We start from the raw sequence: 17,474 nt of genomic DNA, 5'->3' as shown, positions 1-17,474 counted from the left end.
GAGGTAGCATGGCTGAATCGACGGCGGCTCACTCGGCCCCAGCCGCAGATGCGGCGGCCGCGCTACGGCCCTCATCCCACTGGACCGCCTGGGGACAGTGGCTGGCGCTGTTTACCATGACCGTGGACCACCTGACCCGCTACGTGCTGCCGGGGGATTGGGATTTAGGTTGGGCAGGCTCTTCGATTGGGCGCATTGCGTTTCCGCTGTTTGCCGCCATGGTGGCGTGGCACGGCTTATTTAATACGCGTAATCCGCTGCGCTATTCTCGGCGGATTTTGATTATCGGACTCGTCGCACAGCTGCCCTATATGCTGATGCCCCGCGCCTCCGATGCGTTTATCTTGAACGTCTGCTTCACCTTGGCCAGCGGCTTGGCACTGGGTGCTTTGGTACGCCAGGGCTGGCAGCACTACCAGCAACAAACCTTAGGTTTGGGCTGGCTGATGCTGGGAGCCGCGGTGGGCGTTACCGCGTGGTATTTGCTCGGGTTCTGGGTGGAGTATGGTCACAACGGCCTGCTGCTGATTCCGCTGTTTATGTTTGCCATGCAGGCGCTCAGCGAAACCCGAAATGCGTTGAAATCGCGCCTTTGGGCGGGGCTAGCGGCATTTCCTGTGCTCTGGATTGCCGGGCAAATGAACGCCTCCGACATGGCTAAATCGTTCACCGTCGCCACCTGCGTGATCGTGCTGATGCTGGCTGCCGGTGCTGCCCAGCGAGTGCCGCCGGTGGCGCTGGAAATGCCGCGCCGCCTTTGGCTTGCCTGGTACCCAGGGCACTTTGCCTTGATTGCCCTGTGGCTACTGCTTAGCGGTCAATTGGCAGGTTAGGCGCCTGTTCCGCCACACGCTTGTTCACTTCTTCACGCATCCAGGGCTGGTAGCGGCGCAGCCGCGCCCGTCCTTCGGTCTTTGCCTGATACATCGCCGTATCTGCCTGTTTAAGCACATCGGCATGGTCGCAGGCCGTGGCATCAAAACAGGTGTAGCCCATGCTAGGTGTCACCTCTACCCAGCGGCTCTCTAAACGGTACTTGCCGGACAACGCGCTCTGCACCGCATCCATGTAACGCGCCGCCACGGCGTTGAGCGCCTCAGGGTCGGTGGTATCAAATAGCGCCAGCAGCACAAACTCATCGCCGCTTAAACGGGCGGCCATATCATCCGCCTGCAAACACGACTCCAAGCGGCGCGCGACCTGCACCAACAAGTCATCCCCTGCGGCATGGCCTAGGGTGTCGTTAATCAGCTTGAAGCGGTCCATATCCATAAACATCACCAAACCACCGCGCTGGTCGCTGTTCTGCCCATTACACAGCGCCTCTAAACGCTCGATAAACAGCCGGCGGTTGGGCAAATCAGTTAGCGCATCGTAGTAAGCCTGGCGGTAGATAATCGCCTCGTTGCGCTTTCGTTCGGTGAAATCCTCAATAATCGCCACACCGCCCACCATCTGGTTGCTGGCGCTATGTACCCCGTTGAAGAACGCTCGCAAAGGCGTGCCCACACTGGCGTTGGGCAGTTGGTAAGTGCCTTCGTAATAGCCCGTGCCTTTTTCCAGCGCATCCCTAACCGCCTGAGCCACCTTTCGGTCGGCAGAGCGGTCCAGCATGCGGTAGCCGAGTAACTTTGAGCGCTCCACGCTCAGGATAGCCAGCAGTTTGCTGTTACAGTCGGTAATCTGCCCCTGCTCATCGAAGTGCAGCACGCCTAACGGCGAGTGCTGAAAAATAGAGCGATAGCGGTTTTCGCTTTCGCGCAGCTGCGCCTCCCGGGCGGCCATGCTCACCCGCAGGGCGATATTGTCGTGAATGGTGCGGCTAAAGCGGCGGCTGGTCGCCATAATTAAGCCTAAAAACAGCACCAACATCAGACCAATCAAAATGGAGAGGGACGAGCCCTGTAGCAGAAATTGAAACTTCAGGGGCAGTAGAATGGGCAATACAAAGCCAATGGCAATCCACCACACCGAAGAGAGCGTGGTCACGCCCCCCGCAGCAATACCGGCCAGCACAATCGAGAGCGCGGCAATTTGGCCGGGGTGGTCGTGGCTAAACAGCAGCACACCCGAAGTCCCCCACACGCACCCTGATGCAATGGCACCGATGGCAAACCAACGCAGCCAGCGCTGGCGCTGCTGCTGTAGCGCAGGCAGGCGCTTAAACCGCTGGGCTAGCAGTAATCTCAATCCTGAAATCGCCACCAGCACCGTAAACCACCCCAGCAGTAGCGCGGCATCCACCACCGGCCACATGGCCGCTACCAGCAGCCCACCCGCCAGCACGCTGCTCAGCACTGGCTGCCAAAGGTTGTCGTAAAGCAGGCGCACTTTTTCGCCACGCAAACGCTGCATGGTGATGTGATAGTCACGCTGATAACCACTGCGCAGCCCGGAGGCCATCGCCGTGGCGGCGAGGGGTGTGGGGGGCGACATACAAACTCCCTGTTCTTCAGTCGGCTTAACGCCAATCTTATTGGTTAGGCTTTGTTTAATACATCTGTTTTAGCACGTTTAAGTCACAAAAGTAGTCACCATCAGAAATTAAAAAGCCGCCTTTTCAGGCGGCTTCGTTGTTCATAACGTAGATTCAAAACTCCACTCAACGGGGGGCGCATCGGGTATCAACGCCTGACAAGCACGCACTTTTTCAAGCAGCTCGGCGTGACTCGACGCCACGACGTTAACGTGAGCCAGCTTACGCCCTGGGCGCTCGGCTTTGTCATAGCGATGCAGGTGGGTGTCGGCAATGGCCAGCAGCGCGGCGTTATCACCTTCCAGGCCAATCACATTCACCATGCAGGTGGGCGCAATGGCGTTGGTTGCGCCTAACGGCAAGCCTTGAACTGCCCGCAGATGGTTCTCGAACTGGCTGGTAGCCGCGCCATCCATCGTCCAGTGGCCGGAGTTATGCACCCGGGGGGCCATTTCGTTGGCCAGCAGGCTGCCGTCGCGGGTTTGGAACAGCTCCAGCGCCAGCACGCCCACGTAATCCAGCTCATCCAGCAGCGCACGAATGTAGCTGTCGGCGGTTTGTTGAACGCTGGGGTCTAAATCCGGCAGTGGGGCCACGGAGTAGCGTAGGATGCCGCCCACGTGCTGGTTCTCTGCCATGGGGTAGAACACCACATCCCCATCGCGGCCGCGCACCGCAATCATCGATACTTCGCGCACAAAATCGACAAACGCCTCGACGATGAGCTGCGTATGGCCAATCGAGTCCCACGCCTCTTGAGCCTGTTCCGGTGCTTTCAGCACCGCCTGCCCTTTGCCGTCGTAGCCTTCCGTGACTGATTTGGCCACTACCGGGCAACCAAGCTCAGCGGCGGCGGCAGCGAGCTGCTCAGCACTTTCCACCACGCGATAGGCCGGCGTGGGAATACCCAAGCGATCAAACAGCGTTTTCTCTTCTACACGGTTTTGGCACACCGCAATAGCGCGACTGCCGGGATAAACCGGCTTGTGCTGCTCAATCTGCTTTACCAACTCAACGGGGAGGTGCTCGAATTCATAGGTCACTACATCGACCTTATCCAGAAACGCCGCCAGATGCTGGTTCTCCGGGTCGACAATCACCTCGCCGATACCCGCGCTGGGGTTACCGGTGGTATCTAAAAAGGTGAAGGTGTTGCCCAGCGGATAACCTGCCAGCGCCAGCATACGCCCGAGTTGGCCTGCACCGAGGACACCAATGTTTTTTGCAATCATATGTTTTGCACTCTGTGCGCTCATGATGGCTACCTATTGGGCCGAGGAGTCTACGTCAGGGCGCGGGTCGGGGTTATCCAGCACCAACTGGGTCTGCTCGGCGCGGAACGCCTCAACAGCTTCGCGCACGGCGCTGTCCTGAAGACCCACAATTTGTGCGGCCAGCAGGCCTGCGTTGGTGGCACCGGCTTTGCCAATAGCCAGGGTGCCTACCGCAATACCACCCGGCATTTGGGCGATGGAAAGCAGTGAATCCAAGCCCTTCAGCGCTTTAGACTCCACCGGCACACCCAGCACCGGCAGTGCCGTTTGTGATGCGACCATACCCGGCAAATGAGCGGCACCGCCTGCGCCTGCCACAATCACCTGCAGGCCACGCTCAGCGGCACTTTTTGCATATTCGAACAGCAGGTCGGGTGTGCGATGCGCCGATACCACACGGGTTTCGTAGGGAACGCCCAACCGCTCTAACATCGCCACCGCGTGCTCCATGACCGGCCAATCAGACTTCGACCCCATGATCACGCCCACCTTGGGTGCGCTGTTCGACATGCAAAACTCCTCGGCCAACGGCCTATTTAAGCTAGAAAGCAGTCCATAAGCCGCGCACAGTGCGCAGCTCACTCAGAAATAGGAAGGCGCATAGTTTACCAGAGCCACGGGCATTTGCGGGTGTTACTCGCTGCGTGAAATTTTCATCAAATTAGGCATTGAAAACCGCGTGAGTTGGCGGCATTGTGTGTTTGTCATTTCCGACTGATGGAGTCACATGAGTACGGCATACTCAACTGCTCACGCAGAATCATTAGATCCTCCGCGAAGCAGCCCTGACCTCGATGTCAGGGAACTAGAAAAACGTACGCGCCTCATGCGTATTATTACCCGCCTGATCGCCGTATCAGATCTGGGAAGCCGCGAAATAGCCCGCCAGGCTGGCTTACCCGTTCAAAAGATCAGCGACCTGCTCGCCGGAAGGCTAGAGCACCTGGACATCAACGAGCTTAATGTCCTGCGCCGCACGTTAGAGCTGGAGGCGCCATAGCAACAGCTACTACATCAGAATCTACCCCCTTTCGATACAGGCTGGCCCATTGGGTCAGCCTGTTTTTGTTTGTCACGCTTAATAGGACGTCTTTCATGAAAACAATCAGTTAGCGTTTTAAGATTAAGTGAGCATTAAGTAAAGTGCGCTAACTCATTGACGAGAATCAACTTTCCCCTTCAACGTAAGGAGTAGTCTTAGCGTACCCCGACCATTCGCCCCTGCGAATGACCTGTTCATCAGTTAAGGAGGCGCTATGGACGCCATACGCCGCTCGCTACTCGGCCAGCTGGCCCGATTAAGTGCAGGCGCTGCACTGATACCCTTTTCTAGCCTTGCCCAAGCAGGCATTAATCAACAGCCTGCTCGACGGGAAGGTGATCCCGCAAAGCGCTACGGCATGCTGATTGATCTTCGCCAATGCATCGGCTGCCAGGCTTGCACAGTGTCGTGCCATATTGAGAACGCCGCCCCGCTTGGCCAGTTTCGAACCACGGTCTCCCAGTACGAAGTGCAGCATCAGGAGAGCGGTGAGCTGGCCACGTTTATGCTGCCCAGGCTGTGCAATCACTGCGAAAACCCGCCCTGCGTACCCGTTTGTCCCGTTGAAGCTACCTACCAACAGCAGGATGGCATCGTGGTGGTGGACAGCGACCGCTGCGTGGGCTGCGCTTATTGCGTTAACGCCTGCCCTTACGACGCCCGCTTTATTAACGAGCGTACCCAAACCGCCGACAAATGCACGTTCTGCGCGCACCGTTTAGAGGCAGGGCTACTGCCCGCGTGTGTTGAAAGCTGTGTTGGAGGTGCGCGGATTATTGGTGATATGCGCAATCCTGACAGCCAAATCAGCCGCATGATTCAAGAGCACCGTGATGCACTGATGGTACTTCAGCCAGAAAAAAACACGCTTCCCCAAGTGTTCTACCTCGGGATGGATGAACGCTTCACTACACGCCCCGTGGCGGGACCCGTGGCGCTTGAAGTGTTTGACCCCCACGGCCAGGAGATGGGCTATGAATTCCACCATTGAACTGCTCGCCCCGCGTTATGACATTGCCTGGTACCCCTGGGCAGTACAGTACTTTTTCATGATCGCCGTCTCCTACGCGAGTCTCTGGCTTGCAGCCCCCGCGTTAATCTTCGGCAAAAAAGCGTGGCTGCCCACCGCACGTCTTGCACTCATCGCTTGCGTCAGCACCACGCTGGTCGCACCTGTTGCACTACTTGCAGATCTACACCAACCGCTGCGCTTTTGGCACTTTTATGCTTACGCCAACACCCACTCGTGGATGTCCATCGGCAGCGTGGTTCTGCCGCTCTATCTCGTCAGCGTACTGGGCCTTGCCTGGCTGGCTTGGCGCCCGGCGCTCCAAGCCCAGCGCAATGCGCCAGGGCTGAGCGGATGGATGGCTAAATGGCTAAGTCTGGGCGATAGCGCTACTCCAAGGGCACTGGTGGCCATCGTGGGGGTAGCCGCACTACTGCTTTCCAGCGGCATTATGCTTTATACCGGCGCGGAGCTTGCCATTGTGAAAGCACGCCCGCTATGGAACACCGTATGGCTTCCGCCCATGCTGGTCGCGACAGGCTTCATCGCGGCAGCAGGGCTGGTGTTGGTACTCAACCAGGTAAGCGGGCTGTGTTCGCACGCCACCGTTCGGCAAACGCTGTATGTCCTACTCGCCTTCTGTGCCGTGGCGGGTTTAATCGCGGCTAGCTGGTACCTGGATGGTATTAACGCCAACATTGGCTCGGTCGCAGCAGCGCTGGAGTCTGTTCGTCACAGTCCCTCCTGGCGTAGCACCGCGCTGTGGGGCGGTATTACTGGCATAACGCTCTTTATAGCGGTGGCGTGGTTACTCTCACGCTTTACCCAACGCCAACCCGCACTGTTTGCCTGGGCTTGGCTACTTGGTTTGGTAGCCATTCATATGGGCTGGATGTTCCGTTGGGTGGTGCTGATGGACGTTCAGCACGTCGCCCGTAACAGCGCAGGCTTTCACCACTATGGCATCCCCGCTGGCTCTTCCGGACTGTTAGGTATTCTCGGTACGTTTGGGCTTTGGTTCGCCGCTATCTTACTGATTGAGCTATTTATCCCATGGCGGCAAGCCCAGCAAGGTGGCGTTAAACCGCCGCCCTCTTTCGATACCAATACACCTAGTGACTCGCTTAACGCCGAACAAGGAGCGCCTAACCATGGCTAAGTCTGCTCAAGACCCCTCACGCCGCCGGTTTCTCAAAGGCGCCGCTGCCGCAGGCGGTGCCGCCACCTTTGCAGTAGGCTACGCTGACCCGCTTGCCAAGATGGCCAAAGGACTCAGTGGCAGCGCGGGGGAAAAACCCAAGCACAACATTCACGGCAACTCGCTTACGCCGGAGTACCGCGTTGACTTAGCCACTGGCGAGCTAACCCTCACTCCCGATCAACGCACCGCCTTTACCATTTGCTACGGCTGCACCACCCAGTGCGGCGTACGGGTACGCATTGATGACACCCAAGGCGAAGTGCTGCGGGTATCTGGCAATCCTTACCATCCGCTCTCTGCAGATGACCATTTACCGATGCGCACCCCAGTGGCCGATGCGCTTCGCAGCGTCAGCGCCTACAGCGAACAGGGGCAGGTTAACCGCTCTACCGCCTGCGCCCGCGGAAATGCCATGATGAGCCAGATCACTAACCCGTTCCGTATCGACCACTGCTTGAAGCGCGTTGGCGAGCGCGGTAATCGGGAGTGGCAAAAAATCTCGTTTGAACAGCTGATTGAAGAGATTTGTGAGGGGGGCGATCTGTTTGGTGAAGGCCATGTGGATGGGCTGCGCGCCATTCACGACCATGACACGCCTATCGACCCTGCCAATCCAGAGTACGGCCCCAAGGCGAATCAGCTGATGGTCATGGAAGCCACCGACTACGGGCGCTCAGATTTACTCAAGCGCTTCACGCTCAACGCCTTTGCTACCCGCAACTACGGCCACCACGGTGCTTATTGCGGCTTGGCGTTCCGCATGGGGTCGGGGGCCGTGATGAACAATATTGTCACCAATGCCCATGTAAAACCCGATATTCAGAACGCACAGTTCATCATGTATATCGGCTGCGCGCCTAGCCAAGCAGGCAACCCGTTTAAGCGTCAGGGCCGCTTGCTTGCTCAGGCACGCGCTGCAGGAACCCTTGAGTACGTGGTAGTCGACCCCGCGCTAAATGCCGCCACTTCCCACGCGGCGGATAATAACCGCTGGGTGCCCATTCGCCCCGGCACCGACAGCGCCTTTGCCATGGCGATGATTCAGTGGCTACTGGATAACGAGGGTTACGCGAGCGACTTCCTCGCCCTGCCGGGCCAGACCGCTGCCAATGCTGCAGGCGAGACCACCCACTCCAACGCGACGCACTTGGTCATTGATACGTTTGAACATCCGCGCCGTGGCTACTTTTTGCGCGCCAGCGATTTGGGGCTTGCTGAGGCCGGTAGCGATGCGGATATGCCCGTCGTCGTGTCAGACGGCGAATTCGCGCTCAGCGAAGATGTCATGGCCGCCGAGCTATTTGCCGAGCGCGCAGTGGAGCTTGCCGATGGCAGCACCGTCACCGTTAAAACCAGCCTAACGCTGCTGCGTGAATCGGCCCATGAATACGACATGGACACCTACGCGGAACACTGTGGTATTCCCAAAGCAACGATTATCGATTTAGCCAAAAAGTACGCCAGCCACGGCCGCAAGGCAGCCGTTAATTGCCACGGCGGTATGATGTCAGGCAACGGCTTCTACGCTGCCTTTGGCGTTCAAATGCTCAACCTATTGGCAGCCAACTACAACATGAAAGGCGGCAGCGCGGTGGGCGGTGGCACCTATAAAGGCACCGGCGAAGGCCCACGCTACGACTTAGCTAATTTCCCCGGCAAGCGTGGCCCACAGGGCGTGTTTCTCTCGCGCTCACGTTTCCCCTATGAAAAATCATCGGAGTACCAGCGTAAGGTAGCGGCTGGTGAGAACCCTTACCCTGCGAAGGCTCCTTGGCGCTCACTCGCGCCACCCACCCTCACCGAGCATTTACCTTCTGCGCTGGATGGTTACCCTTACCCCATCAAAGCCCTGATTGGCTGCATGGCCAACCCGATTTATGGCCAAGCGGGCCTGAAAGGCGTCGTTGTCGATAAGTTAAAAGATCCCAGCCGACTAGGGTTATTTGTCGCGGTTGATGGCTTTATCAACGAGACCAATCGTTACGCCGATTACATCGTACCGGATTCAGTGATGTACGAAGTATGGGGCTTTACAGGCTCCTGGAAAGGCACGCTAGGCAAGCTGACCACCGCGTGCTGGCCGGTGGTTGAACCGCGCCAACAAAAAACCGCCGAAGGCGAGCCGGTGTCTATGGATAGCTTCTTTATTGCCGTAGCTAAACGGCTGGGGCTGCCGGGCTTCGGTGATAACGCCATCCCCGATACTGATGGCAATCTGCACCCCCTCAACCGCGCTGAAGATTACTACTTGCGGGCAGCGGCCAATATTGCCTTCCAAGAGACGCCGCTACCAGAAGCGAACGAAACTGACGTTGCCCATAGTGGCATTGCACCGCTGCTGCCTAAGCTTGAACGTACGCTGAAAGCCGACGAGCGCAGCCGTGTGGCCTATCTGTACGCCCGGGGTGGACGTTTTGAAGATGCCAGCGAACACTTCGTAGGCCAACATTTAAAACGCCAGTGGAAAGAAACCCTGTGTGTCTATAACGAAGCGGTTGGCACCAGCATTGATACCACCAATGGGCTGCCAAACCGGGGCGTACCGTGTCACTCGCTGCCTCAAATGGCGAATAAGCAGCCCATGCGGGAGATCTTCTCAGAGCAAGAGTGGCCGTTACTGGCATTCTCGTTCAAATCCAATCTGATGAACTCCTACGCCATCGGTAACGAACGGCTGCGGATGATCAAGCCCTACAACCCCGTGCAAATGCACCGCCAAGATGCCGAACGCTTTGGCATTCAGCACGGCGACACCATTCGCATTGAAAGCCCTGGCGGCAGCGTGGTGGGGCTAGCCCTGGTAAGCGAAAGCGTTGTGCCCGGCGCACTGGGTATTGAACACGGCTACGGTCATAAAGATTTAGGCGCCACACCACACATCATTGACGGTGAACCCCAGCCTGATATGCCGTGGATGCGGGCAGGCATCAACATCAACGACTTGGGGTTTAAAGACCCTACGCGGGCGGTAGACGGCACTTGGCTTGAACCGATTAGCGGCGCCAGCGTGCGCCAAGGGTTACCGGTTAAAGTAAGCCGCGTATAAACCGGCTGGGGTAGTGATGCTACAGCGTGATCACTACCCCACCCAAAGCGACGACGATCACGACTACCCATGCAGGCAGCTTCCATACGGTGAGCAGCAGAAAGCCCGTCAACGCCAGCACAAACTCGTACGGCCCAAGAATGGCGCTGGTCCACACCGGCTGATAAAGCGCCGCGCCTAAAATCCCCACCACCGCCGCATTGGCACCACGCATCAGCGCTTGAGCACTGCTCCACTGGCGGAACTGGTTCCAAAATGGCAGCACGCCGACCAGCAGCAAAAACCCCGGTACAAAAATCGCCAGCAGCGCCAGTAACGCGCCAATCACGCTGGGAATTCCCGGCAACAGCGCCCCTAAATATGCAGCAAACGTAAACAGCGGTCCTGGCACCGCCTGCGCTGCGCCGTAACCGGCCAAGAACTCATCCGCCGTGACCCAACCCGATTGCACTACTTCCGCTTCCAGCAGCGGCAGCACCACATGGCCACCGCCAAACACCAGCGCGCCTGAACGGTAGAACGCATCGACGACGTTCAACCAACCCGCACTCGCCGCCAACAGCGGTAAGAGCACCAACAGCCCCGCAAATATTAGTAACGCCAGCGTGCCCGCTTGGCGTGTCACCGGGAAGTGCAGCGATTCGCTAGACGATGCTGCAGCGCTTTGGCGACAAAGCAGCAGCCCCGCCACGCCGCCCAGCACAATCGCCGCCACCTGCCCCAACGGCCCGCTAACCAGCACCACCGCGAACACCGCTGCCAGGGCAATTCCCGTGCGGGTTTTATCCGGGCAGAGGTTGCGCGCCATGCCCCACACCGCGTGGGCCACAATGGCCACCGCCACCACTTTTAAGCCGTGAATGATGCCGCTGGCCACCGGGCCATCCAGCACTGCCGCGCCCAATGCAAACAGCACCAGTACGATAGCAGAGGGCAGCGTAAACGCCAGCCACGCCATCGCCGCCCCCCAGGGGCCAGCGCGCATCAACCCTAAGGCAAAGCCTACCTGGCTACTGGCTGGCCCCGGCAAGAACTGGCATAGCGCGACCAAATCCGCGTAGGCCTGCTCGCTGAGCCACTGGCGGCGTTCAACAAACGCCGTACGAAAGTAGCCCAGATGCGCCACCGGCCCGCCAAAGGAGGTCAGCCCCAGCGTTAAAAATGCCCAAAAAACCTCGCTGGCTCGTCCTCGTATCTTATTCTCTACCGCCATCGTGCCCACCGTTTACTCATTAAAAAGCGCAAGGCATTAAGGGTACGCCTTGCGCTTGACGACTTAGTGACAGCCTAACCGTGCCGGTGACTCTTCACAGGTTATTCTTGGTCGGTCACCGCACCGGTACTGGCCGAGCTGACCAATTTGGCATACTTCGCCAACACGCCTTTACGATAGCGCGGCTCAGGCTGTTGCCAGGCCGCACGGCGGCGCATCATCTCTTCATCGCTGATATGCACATCAATGGTATCGGCTTCGGCATCGATAGTGATCGGGTCGCCATCTTCCACCAGCGCCAGCGGGCCACCGTCGAAGGCTTCCGGGGAGACATGGCCCACCACGAAACCGTGGCTGCCGCCGGAGAAGCGTCCGTCGGTAATCAGCGCCACATCGTTGCCCAAGCCACGGCCCATAATGGCTGAGGTAGGCGTGAGCATTTCACGCATGCCGGGGCCGCCTTTCGGGCCTTCGTAGCGAATCACCACCACATCCCCCGCCACTACGGTGCCATCGTTGATGCGTGCCTGGGCTTCCTCTTCCGAGCCAAACACCCGCGCCGAGCCGCTAAAACGCGTGCCCTCTTTACCAGTAATTTTCGCCACCGCCCCTTCCGGCGCTAAGTTGCCAAACAGAATACGCAGGTGGCTTTCGGCTTTAATCGGGTTACCCAGCGGCGCGATGATTTGCTGATCCATCGGGTACGGCTCGACGTTAGCGAGATTCTCCGCCAGCGTTTTACCAGTCACGGTTAAGCAGTTGCCGTTGAGCAGCCCAGCATCCAGCAGGATTCTCATCAGCGGCTGGATACCGCCAATCGCCACCAGCTCGCTCATCATGTAGTGGCCGCTGGGGCGCAGGTCGGCCAGCACCGGCACGCGCTTACCGATCTCGGTGAAGTCTGCCAGGGTCAGCTCAACACCGATGGTGCGCGCCATGCCAATCAGGTGCAGCACCGCATTGGTGGAGCCACCCAGTGCAATCACCACGGTCACGGCGTTCTCGAACGCCTCGCGGGTCATGATATCGGAGGGCTTGATGTCTTGCGCCAGCAGCGCCAGCACAGCTTCGCCAGCGGCTTTGCAGTCGTCGCGTTTCTCTTGGGAGATGGCATTCTGCGCCGAGCTTCCCGGCAGGCTCATACCCAGTGCTTCAATGGCCGAAGCCATGGTGTTGGCGGTGTACATGCCCCCACAGGAGCCAGGGCCAGGAATGGCGGTCTCTTCGATGTTTTTCAGCTCGATTAGGTCGATGTCGCCACGGGAGTGGGCGCCCATCGCTTCAAACACCGAGACAATATCGGTGTGGCCCTTTCCAGGCATGATAGTGCCGCCATAAACGAACACGCTGGGGCGATCGAGCCGTGCCAGCCCCATCACGCAGCCCGGCATGTTCTTATCGCAGCCGCCAATCGCCACCAAGCCATCAAAGCCTTCGCAGCCCGCCACGGTTTCGATGGAGTCGGCAATCACTTCCCGCGAGACCAGCGAGTACTTCATGCCTTCGGTGCCGTTGGCAATGCCATCAGAAATGGTAATGGTATTGAACACCACGCCTTTGCCTCCGGCGGCATCGGCCCCATCACGGGCAAGCTCCGCCAGCTCACCAATATGGCTATTACACGGCGTCACCATACTCCAGGTAGACGCGATACCTACCTGAGGCTTTTGAAAATCGTCATCGTTGAAGCCCACGGCGCGCAGCATGGCGCGGCTAGCCGCTTTACCGGGGCCATCCACCACCGGGGCAGAGTGGCGGCGGGTATTATGGTTGGTCGGCTCGGTCATCACGGACTCCTCTCAATGGCATAGCAAAGGCCACAGCTTGGCGGCGGTAAGCCGATGACGCAAGGAGAGTTCCAATATTGCAGCGCGTTGACTGCTTAATGGGCTGGCTGTTTTTGTTGTTCAACATGTACCGTCAGCTCAAAACCACAGGCGTGTGCATAGCGCTGTAATGTTTTCCAGCCGGGGTTACTGCTTCCCCGCTCCAAGCGGCTAATGTTACTTTTTTGTGTATCCAAGCGTTTGGCAAGCTCTTCTTGGGTCAACCCGGCACGCTGGCGCATAGAAATCAGTGTGGAGGCCAAGGCAAACTCCGGTGCCAAACGCTCATACTCCGCCTCTACTTCAGGGTTTTGAAGAGCCTGCTCTTTTAGTGCTTTTAAGTTCATCATGACTGCACCTCGCGCTGTCTTGTCCGCGCTAACGTTAACGCCTGACGCGGCGTTTTTTTGGCTTTTTTTGACGAACGCATGAAGAACGACAATATGTTTCCCATGCACATAACAAAACAGAGAACGGCCAATTCCCTCTTTTGCCTTTGCCCTAATTTCAAACAAACCGTCGCCCATCGATTCCGTGTGTGGTGGCCCAAGGTTAGCGCCATGAGTCTCTACCATCTCCAGCAACCGGAGCATTCTGGCCTGTATTTTGGGCGGCATACTTAAAATTTCTTGCTCAACACCTGGATAAAACTCAACCTGCCACTCCATAGCATAACCCCGCTCAAGTTATCTTTTATGATAACCCAACGTACATAAAAGTTCCTACTCCAGATACACGCGAGTACCCCCAACTTATGGCACCATAGCGTCACCGCTACCCGTGACGCTGATTGCCGTGAAGGAACGCCGCCGTATGCCTGCCAATGCTTTGTTCTCCCCCGCTCCGCTCCCCCCCGGTTTTATGGTGGTACATGCTAACCGCTTGGAAGATTTACGCGGTTTGGCGGTGGAGTGGATGCGCCGCCAGCCGTTGGGGCCGTTGGAGAACGAAACCATTCTGGTGCAGAGCAACGGTATTGGGCAGTGGCTAAAACTGGCGTTGGCGGAAGACCCTAAGAATGGCGGCGCGGGCATTGCTGCGGCGCTAGAGGTGATGCTGCCCGCGCGGTTTCTATGGCAAGCCTACCGCACGGTGCTCACTCACGTTTCGCAAAATGCCGATGCCGTGCCGGAAACCTCGCCGTTCGATAAGTCGCGCTTGGTATGGCGGCTGCTGCGCCTGCTGCCTACCCTGGCCGGGCAGCCGGTGTTTGAGCCGCTGGCGCAGTTTCTAGAAATCGACCGTGACCAGCGCAAGCACTACCAACTGGCCGAGCGGCTGGCGGATCTGTTTGACCAGTACCAGGTCTACCGCGCCGATTGGCTGGACGCCTGGGCCAACGGCCACGATGTGCTAATTACCGCCCGAGGCGAGCACCGCCCGCTAGAAGAGCACCAGCGCTGGCAGCCCGCCCTATGGCGCATCTTGCAGGACGATGTGGCTGCCACCCAAGGCGATACCGGGCTGAACAGCAGCCGCGCTCAAGTTCACCAGCGCTTCTTGAAGGCCACCGAGCACCTGGAGGGCCAAGACTGCCCGCCGGGGCTGCCTCGTCGGCTGATCATCTTCGGCATTTCATCGCTGCCCCAGCAAACCCTGGAAGCGCTGGCGGCGCTTTCTCGCTGCTGCCAAATCGTGCTGTGCGTTCATAACCCCTGCCAGTTCTACTGGGCAGATATCATCGAGCACAAAGACCTGCTGCGCGCCCAGCGCTACCGCCAGCGGCGCAAAACCGGCATGCCTGAAGCGCTGGATGTACTGGGCACCGGCGATGCCGATGACGCCCTGCACCTGCACGCCCAGCCGCTGCTAGCCGCCTGGGGCAAGCAGGGCCGCGACTACCTGCGCCTGCTCGATGAGCACGACGACGCAGGCAACTACCAAACCCTATTCGAGCAGCAGGCACTGCGCATCGATATGTTCGAGCCGTTCAGCGGCGAGGATCGCCACTGCCTGCTCAGCCAGCTGCAAGACGACATACGCGAGCTGCGCCCCGTGGCGGAAACGCAAGGCCACTGGCCCGCCCTGCCCGCTGCCGATGACTCCATCGTGTTTCATATCGGCCACGGCCCCCAGCGGGAAGTGGAGATTCTCCACGACCAGCTGCTGGCCGCCTTTAGCGCCGACCCGCACCTGCGACCGCGAGACATCATCGTCATGGTGCCGGATATCGACCGCTACGCGCCGCACATCGAAGCGGTATTTGGCCAACTGCCCACAGACGACCCGCGGCATATTCCCTACACGCTCTCCGACCAGGCCAGCCGCCACCGCCTGCCGCTGATGATCGCGCTGGAAAAACTGCTACGGCTGCCGGAGCTGCGCCTGTCGGTGAGCGATTTACTCGACCTGCTGGATGTCCCCGCCCTGCGCCAGCGCTTCGGCCTAGAAGAGCGTGACCTGCCGGTGCTGGAGCGCTGGATGGAAGGCGCGGGCATCCGCTGGGGGCTGAACGCCCAGCAGCGCCAGCGGCTGGAGCTGCCTGGCGGGCTGAGCCAGAACACCTGGGCCTTCGGCCTGCGCCGCCTGCTGCTAGGCTACACCGTGGGCGACGGCCACGCGTGGCAAGGTATCGAACCGTTTGATGATATCGGCGGTCTGGAAGCGGGCTTGGCTGGGCCGCTGGCGACGCTGCTAGAGAAGCTCGAAGCCACCTGGGAGAGCTTCTGCCAACCCACCGATGCCGCCACCTGGGTCGCGCGGCTGCGGGCACTGCTGGAAACCTTCTTTCTTACCGACGACGCCCAAGAGAGCATCATGCTCACCAAGCTGGAAAGCGGCTTGCAGCAGATGCTGGAAAGCAGCCGGGAAGCCGAACTCAACGACCCGCTGCCGCTCTCCATGGTGCGGGAGCACTGGCTGGCGCAAATTGATGAGCACAGCCTTTCCCAACGCTTCTTGGCCGGAGCGGTCAACTTCGCCACGCTGATGCCCATGCGCGCCATTCCCTTCAAGCGGGTGTGCCTACTGGGCATGAACGACGGCGAGTACCCCCGCTCCCAGCCGCCGCTGGATTTCGACCTGATGGGCAGCGACTATCGCCCCGGCGACCGCTCCCGCCGGGAAGACGACCGCTACCTGTTTCTGGAAGCGCTGCTCTCCGCCCGCGACCAGCTCTACGTGAGTTGGGTCGGCCGCAGCCAGATTGATAACACGCCGCTGCCACCCTCGGTGCTGGTGGGCCAACTGCGCGACCACTTGGAAGCCGGCTGGCAAACGGAAAACGGCGCGCCGCTGCTGGAAACACTCACCACCGAGCATCCGCTGCAGCCTTTCAGCCGCGCTTACTTCAACAGCCCAGCAAGCCGGCTGTTCACCTACGCCCACGAATGGCGCGAGGTGCACGCCCCACGCACGCCACCCGCCGCTAGCCGCACGCTGCCAGCGCCGGAAAACGCCCCCACCAGCCTCTCGCTTGGGCAACTGGGCGGCTTTCTGCGCGAGCCGGTGCGCAGCTTCTTTAATACTCGCTTGGGGGTCTATTTCGAGCAGGAAGCGATTGCCGAGCTGGACGCCGAGCCATTCGCCCTGGATGGCCTGCAAAACTGGCAGCTCCAGGACCAACTGATTGCCGCCCAGCGTCACGCGGTGGATAACGGCCAGCCGCGCATGCAAGCATTGCACGAGGCGCTGGAGCGCTTTCAAGGCCAAGGCGTGCTGGCCATGGGCGCGTTCGGCCAACGCATGCGCGCGGCACTCGCCGAACCCATGGAGGCGCTTTTCAACGCCTACGAAGAAGCGCTAGACGCGTGGCCGCATACCCTGCCCGACACCATGATTCACTTCGAAGCCCACGGCCTCACATTGGAAGAGCCCCTGGGCGAACTGCGTCAGGATGAAGCAGGCCACCGCTGCCGCCTGCTGCTACTCAGTAGCAGCCTGATTAGCCAAGGCAGCGGGCGCGGCCAGTACCGCTGGAGCCACCTGCTGCGCCCTTGGGTTGCGCACCTAGCGGGCAACCTGGATGGCCCGATGACGACGCAACTGCTCTCCAAAGCGGGTCATGTCACGTTAGCGCCGGTGGATGCCGAGACCGCCCGCCAGCACTTGAAAACCCAGCTAGCCGCGTGGCAAGCGGGCCTAGAAACCCCGCTACCGCTCGCACCGCAAGCCGCGTTTGCTTGGCTAAGTAAGCAAGGCACACCAGACATGGCGCAAGAAAAAGGCCGAGACAGCGACGCCTACGCCGCCGCTGAAACCGCCTATGAAGGCGGCCGCTACCAAACCGGTGAAGTAGCCCAAAGCGCGTATTTAAGCCACCAGTGGCCCCGCTTCGAGCGGTTGTTCTTCGAGCAAGCCAACGGGCACACCTTTGCCACATTGGTGGAAGCGCTCTACGCCCCGCTCTTTTTCGCTGTTAAAGGCAAAAAAGAGTAAAGCCAAGCGG

The 17,474-nt window shown here is 59.3% G+C and carries 12 protein-coding genes; 6 read left to right on the top strand and 6 right to left on the bottom strand.

Annotation, left to right across the window (positions count from 1 at the left end; all coding sequences use genetic code 11):
• Positions 1 to 8 precede the first annotated feature (8 nt).
• A complete protein-coding gene (locus A3220_RS01740; RefSeq protein WP_062372706.1) occupies positions 9 to 833 on the top strand; it encodes a TraX family protein in 825 nt (274 codons plus the stop codon).
• Here the strand turns inward: A3220_RS01740 and A3220_RS01735 are convergent.
• From A3220_RS01735 to purE, 3 genes are all read right to left on the bottom strand, one after another.
• Positions 811 to 2,436 (bottom strand): diguanylate cyclase, encoded by a 1,626-nt coding sequence (locus A3220_RS01735; RefSeq protein ID WP_062372704.1) that lies wholly within the window; start codon positions 2,434 to 2,436, stop codon positions 811 to 813. The genes A3220_RS01740 and A3220_RS01735 overlap by 23 nt on opposite strands.
• Positions 2,437 to 2,577: 141 nt before the next feature.
• A complete protein-coding gene (locus A3220_RS01730) occupies positions 2,578 to 3,732 on the bottom strand; it encodes a 5-(carboxyamino)imidazole ribonucleotide synthase (RefSeq protein WP_062372702.1) in 1,155 nt (384 codons plus the stop codon).
• A gap of 9 nt (positions 3,733 to 3,741) precedes the next feature.
• Positions 3,742 to 4,260 (bottom strand): 5-(carboxyamino)imidazole ribonucleotide mutase, encoded by a 519-nt coding sequence (gene purE, locus A3220_RS01725; protein ID WP_054645228.1) that lies wholly within the window; start codon positions 4,258 to 4,260, stop codon positions 3,742 to 3,744.
• A gap of 217 nt (positions 4,261 to 4,477) precedes the next feature.
• Here purE and A3220_RS18120 point away from each other — a divergent pair, with 217 nt between their 5' ends.
• The 4 genes from A3220_RS18120 (at position 4,478) to A3220_RS01705 (ending at position 10,048) form a co-directional block, all read left to right on the top strand.
• The gene (locus A3220_RS18120; protein WP_062362957.1) at positions 4,478 to 4,750 is read left to right on the top strand and encodes an XRE family transcriptional regulator; all 273 of its coding nucleotides are present in this window, start codon (positions 4,478 to 4,480) and stop codon (positions 4,748 to 4,750) included.
• A gap of 256 nt (positions 4,751 to 5,006) precedes the next feature.
• On the top strand, positions 5,007 to 5,783 hold the full coding sequence (gene dsrO, locus A3220_RS01715) for a sulfate reduction electron transfer complex DsrMKJOP subunit DsrO (RefSeq protein ID WP_062372699.1): 777 nt from the start codon (positions 5,007 to 5,009) through the stop codon (positions 5,781 to 5,783).
• Positions 5,767 to 6,960 carry an NrfD/PsrC family molybdoenzyme membrane anchor subunit gene (gene nrfD / locus A3220_RS01710; RefSeq protein ID WP_062372698.1) on the top strand — a complete coding sequence of 398 codons (1,194 nt, stop codon included), beginning with the start codon at positions 5,767 to 5,769 and terminating at the stop codon, positions 6,958 to 6,960. The genes dsrO and nrfD overlap by 17 nt, the downstream gene beginning before the upstream one ends.
• Entirely contained in the window at positions 6,953 to 10,048 is a 3,096-nt protein-coding gene (locus A3220_RS01705; protein WP_062372696.1) for a molybdopterin dinucleotide binding domain-containing protein, read from the top strand. The genes nrfD and A3220_RS01705 overlap by 8 nt, the downstream gene beginning before the upstream one ends.
• A 19-nt stretch (positions 10,049 to 10,067) precedes the next feature.
• On the opposite strand, the gene chrA is transcribed toward A3220_RS01705, so the two are convergent.
• The 3 genes from chrA to A3220_RS17720 all read right to left on the bottom strand — a co-directional run bounded on the left by chrA (position 10,068) and on the right by A3220_RS17720 (position 13,755).
• Entirely contained in the window at positions 10,068 to 11,261 is a 1,194-nt protein-coding gene (gene chrA / locus A3220_RS01700; protein ID WP_062372799.1) for a chromate efflux transporter, read from the bottom strand.
• 101 nt (positions 11,262 to 11,362) lie between these two features.
• A complete protein-coding gene (ilvD, locus tag A3220_RS01695; protein ID WP_062372694.1) occupies positions 11,363 to 13,048 on the bottom strand; it encodes a dihydroxy-acid dehydratase in 1,686 nt (561 codons plus the stop codon).
• Positions 13,049 to 13,143: 95 nt separating this feature from the next.
• Positions 13,144 to 13,755 carry a type II toxin-antitoxin system RelE/ParE family toxin gene (locus A3220_RS17720; RefSeq protein ID WP_084812731.1) on the bottom strand — a complete coding sequence of 204 codons (612 nt, stop codon included), beginning with the start codon at positions 13,753 to 13,755 and terminating at the stop codon, positions 13,144 to 13,146.
• 145 nt (positions 13,756 to 13,900) lie between these two features.
• Between A3220_RS17720 and recC the strand changes: the two genes are divergently transcribed.
• Positions 13,901 to 17,464: an exodeoxyribonuclease V subunit gamma gene (gene recC / locus A3220_RS01680; protein ID WP_062372687.1), complete on the top strand. Its 3,564-nt coding sequence runs from the start codon at positions 13,901 to 13,903 to the stop codon at positions 17,462 to 17,464.
• Positions 17,465 to 17,474: the final 10 nt, after the last annotated feature.

It is taken from the genome of Halomonas sp. KX33721 (assembly GCF_001596805.1).
Classification (GTDB): domain Bacteria; phylum Pseudomonadota; class Gammaproteobacteria; order Pseudomonadales; family Halomonadaceae; genus Vreelandella; species Vreelandella aquamarina.
Note: the sequence above shows the minus strand (reverse complement) of the source record. Positions and strands in the feature narration are given on the sequence as shown.

Bases quoted from the DNA above. Each gene is read 5' to 3' on its own strand.
- A3220_RS01740 (WP_062372706.1), top strand. From the start codon at position 9: ATGGCTGAATCGACGGCGGCTCACTCGGCCCCAGCCGCAGATGCGGCG.
- A3220_RS01735 (WP_062372704.1), bottom strand. From the start codon at position 2,436: ATGTCGCCCCCCACACCCCTCGCCGCCACGGCGATGGCCTCCGGGCTG.
- A3220_RS01730 (WP_062372702.1), bottom strand. From the start codon at position 3,732: ATGAGCGCACAGAGTGCAAAACATATGATTGCAAAAAACATTGGTGTC.
- purE (WP_054645228.1), bottom strand. From the start codon at position 4,260: ATGTCGAACAGCGCACCCAAGGTGGGCGTGATCATGGGGTCGAAGTCT.
- A3220_RS18120 (WP_062362957.1), top strand. From the start codon at position 4,478: ATGAGTACGGCATACTCAACTGCTCACGCAGAATCATTAGATCCTCCG.
- dsrO (WP_062372699.1), top strand. From the start codon at position 5,007: ATGGACGCCATACGCCGCTCGCTACTCGGCCAGCTGGCCCGATTAAGT.
- nrfD (WP_062372698.1), top strand. From the start codon at position 5,767: ATGAATTCCACCATTGAACTGCTCGCCCCGCGTTATGACATTGCCTGG.
- A3220_RS01705 (WP_062372696.1), top strand. From the start codon at position 6,953: ATGGCTAAGTCTGCTCAAGACCCCTCACGCCGCCGGTTTCTCAAAGGC.
- chrA (WP_062372799.1), bottom strand. From the start codon at position 11,261: ATGGCGGTAGAGAATAAGATACGAGGACGAGCCAGCGAGGTTTTTTGG.
- ilvD (WP_062372694.1), bottom strand. From the start codon at position 13,048: ATGACCGAGCCGACCAACCATAATACCCGCCGCCACTCTGCCCCGGTG.
- A3220_RS17720 (WP_084812731.1), bottom strand. From the start codon at position 13,755: ATGGAGTGGCAGGTTGAGTTTTATCCAGGTGTTGAGCAAGAAATTTTA.
- recC (WP_062372687.1), top strand. From the start codon at position 13,901: ATGCCTGCCAATGCTTTGTTCTCCCCCGCTCCGCTCCCCCCCGGTTTT.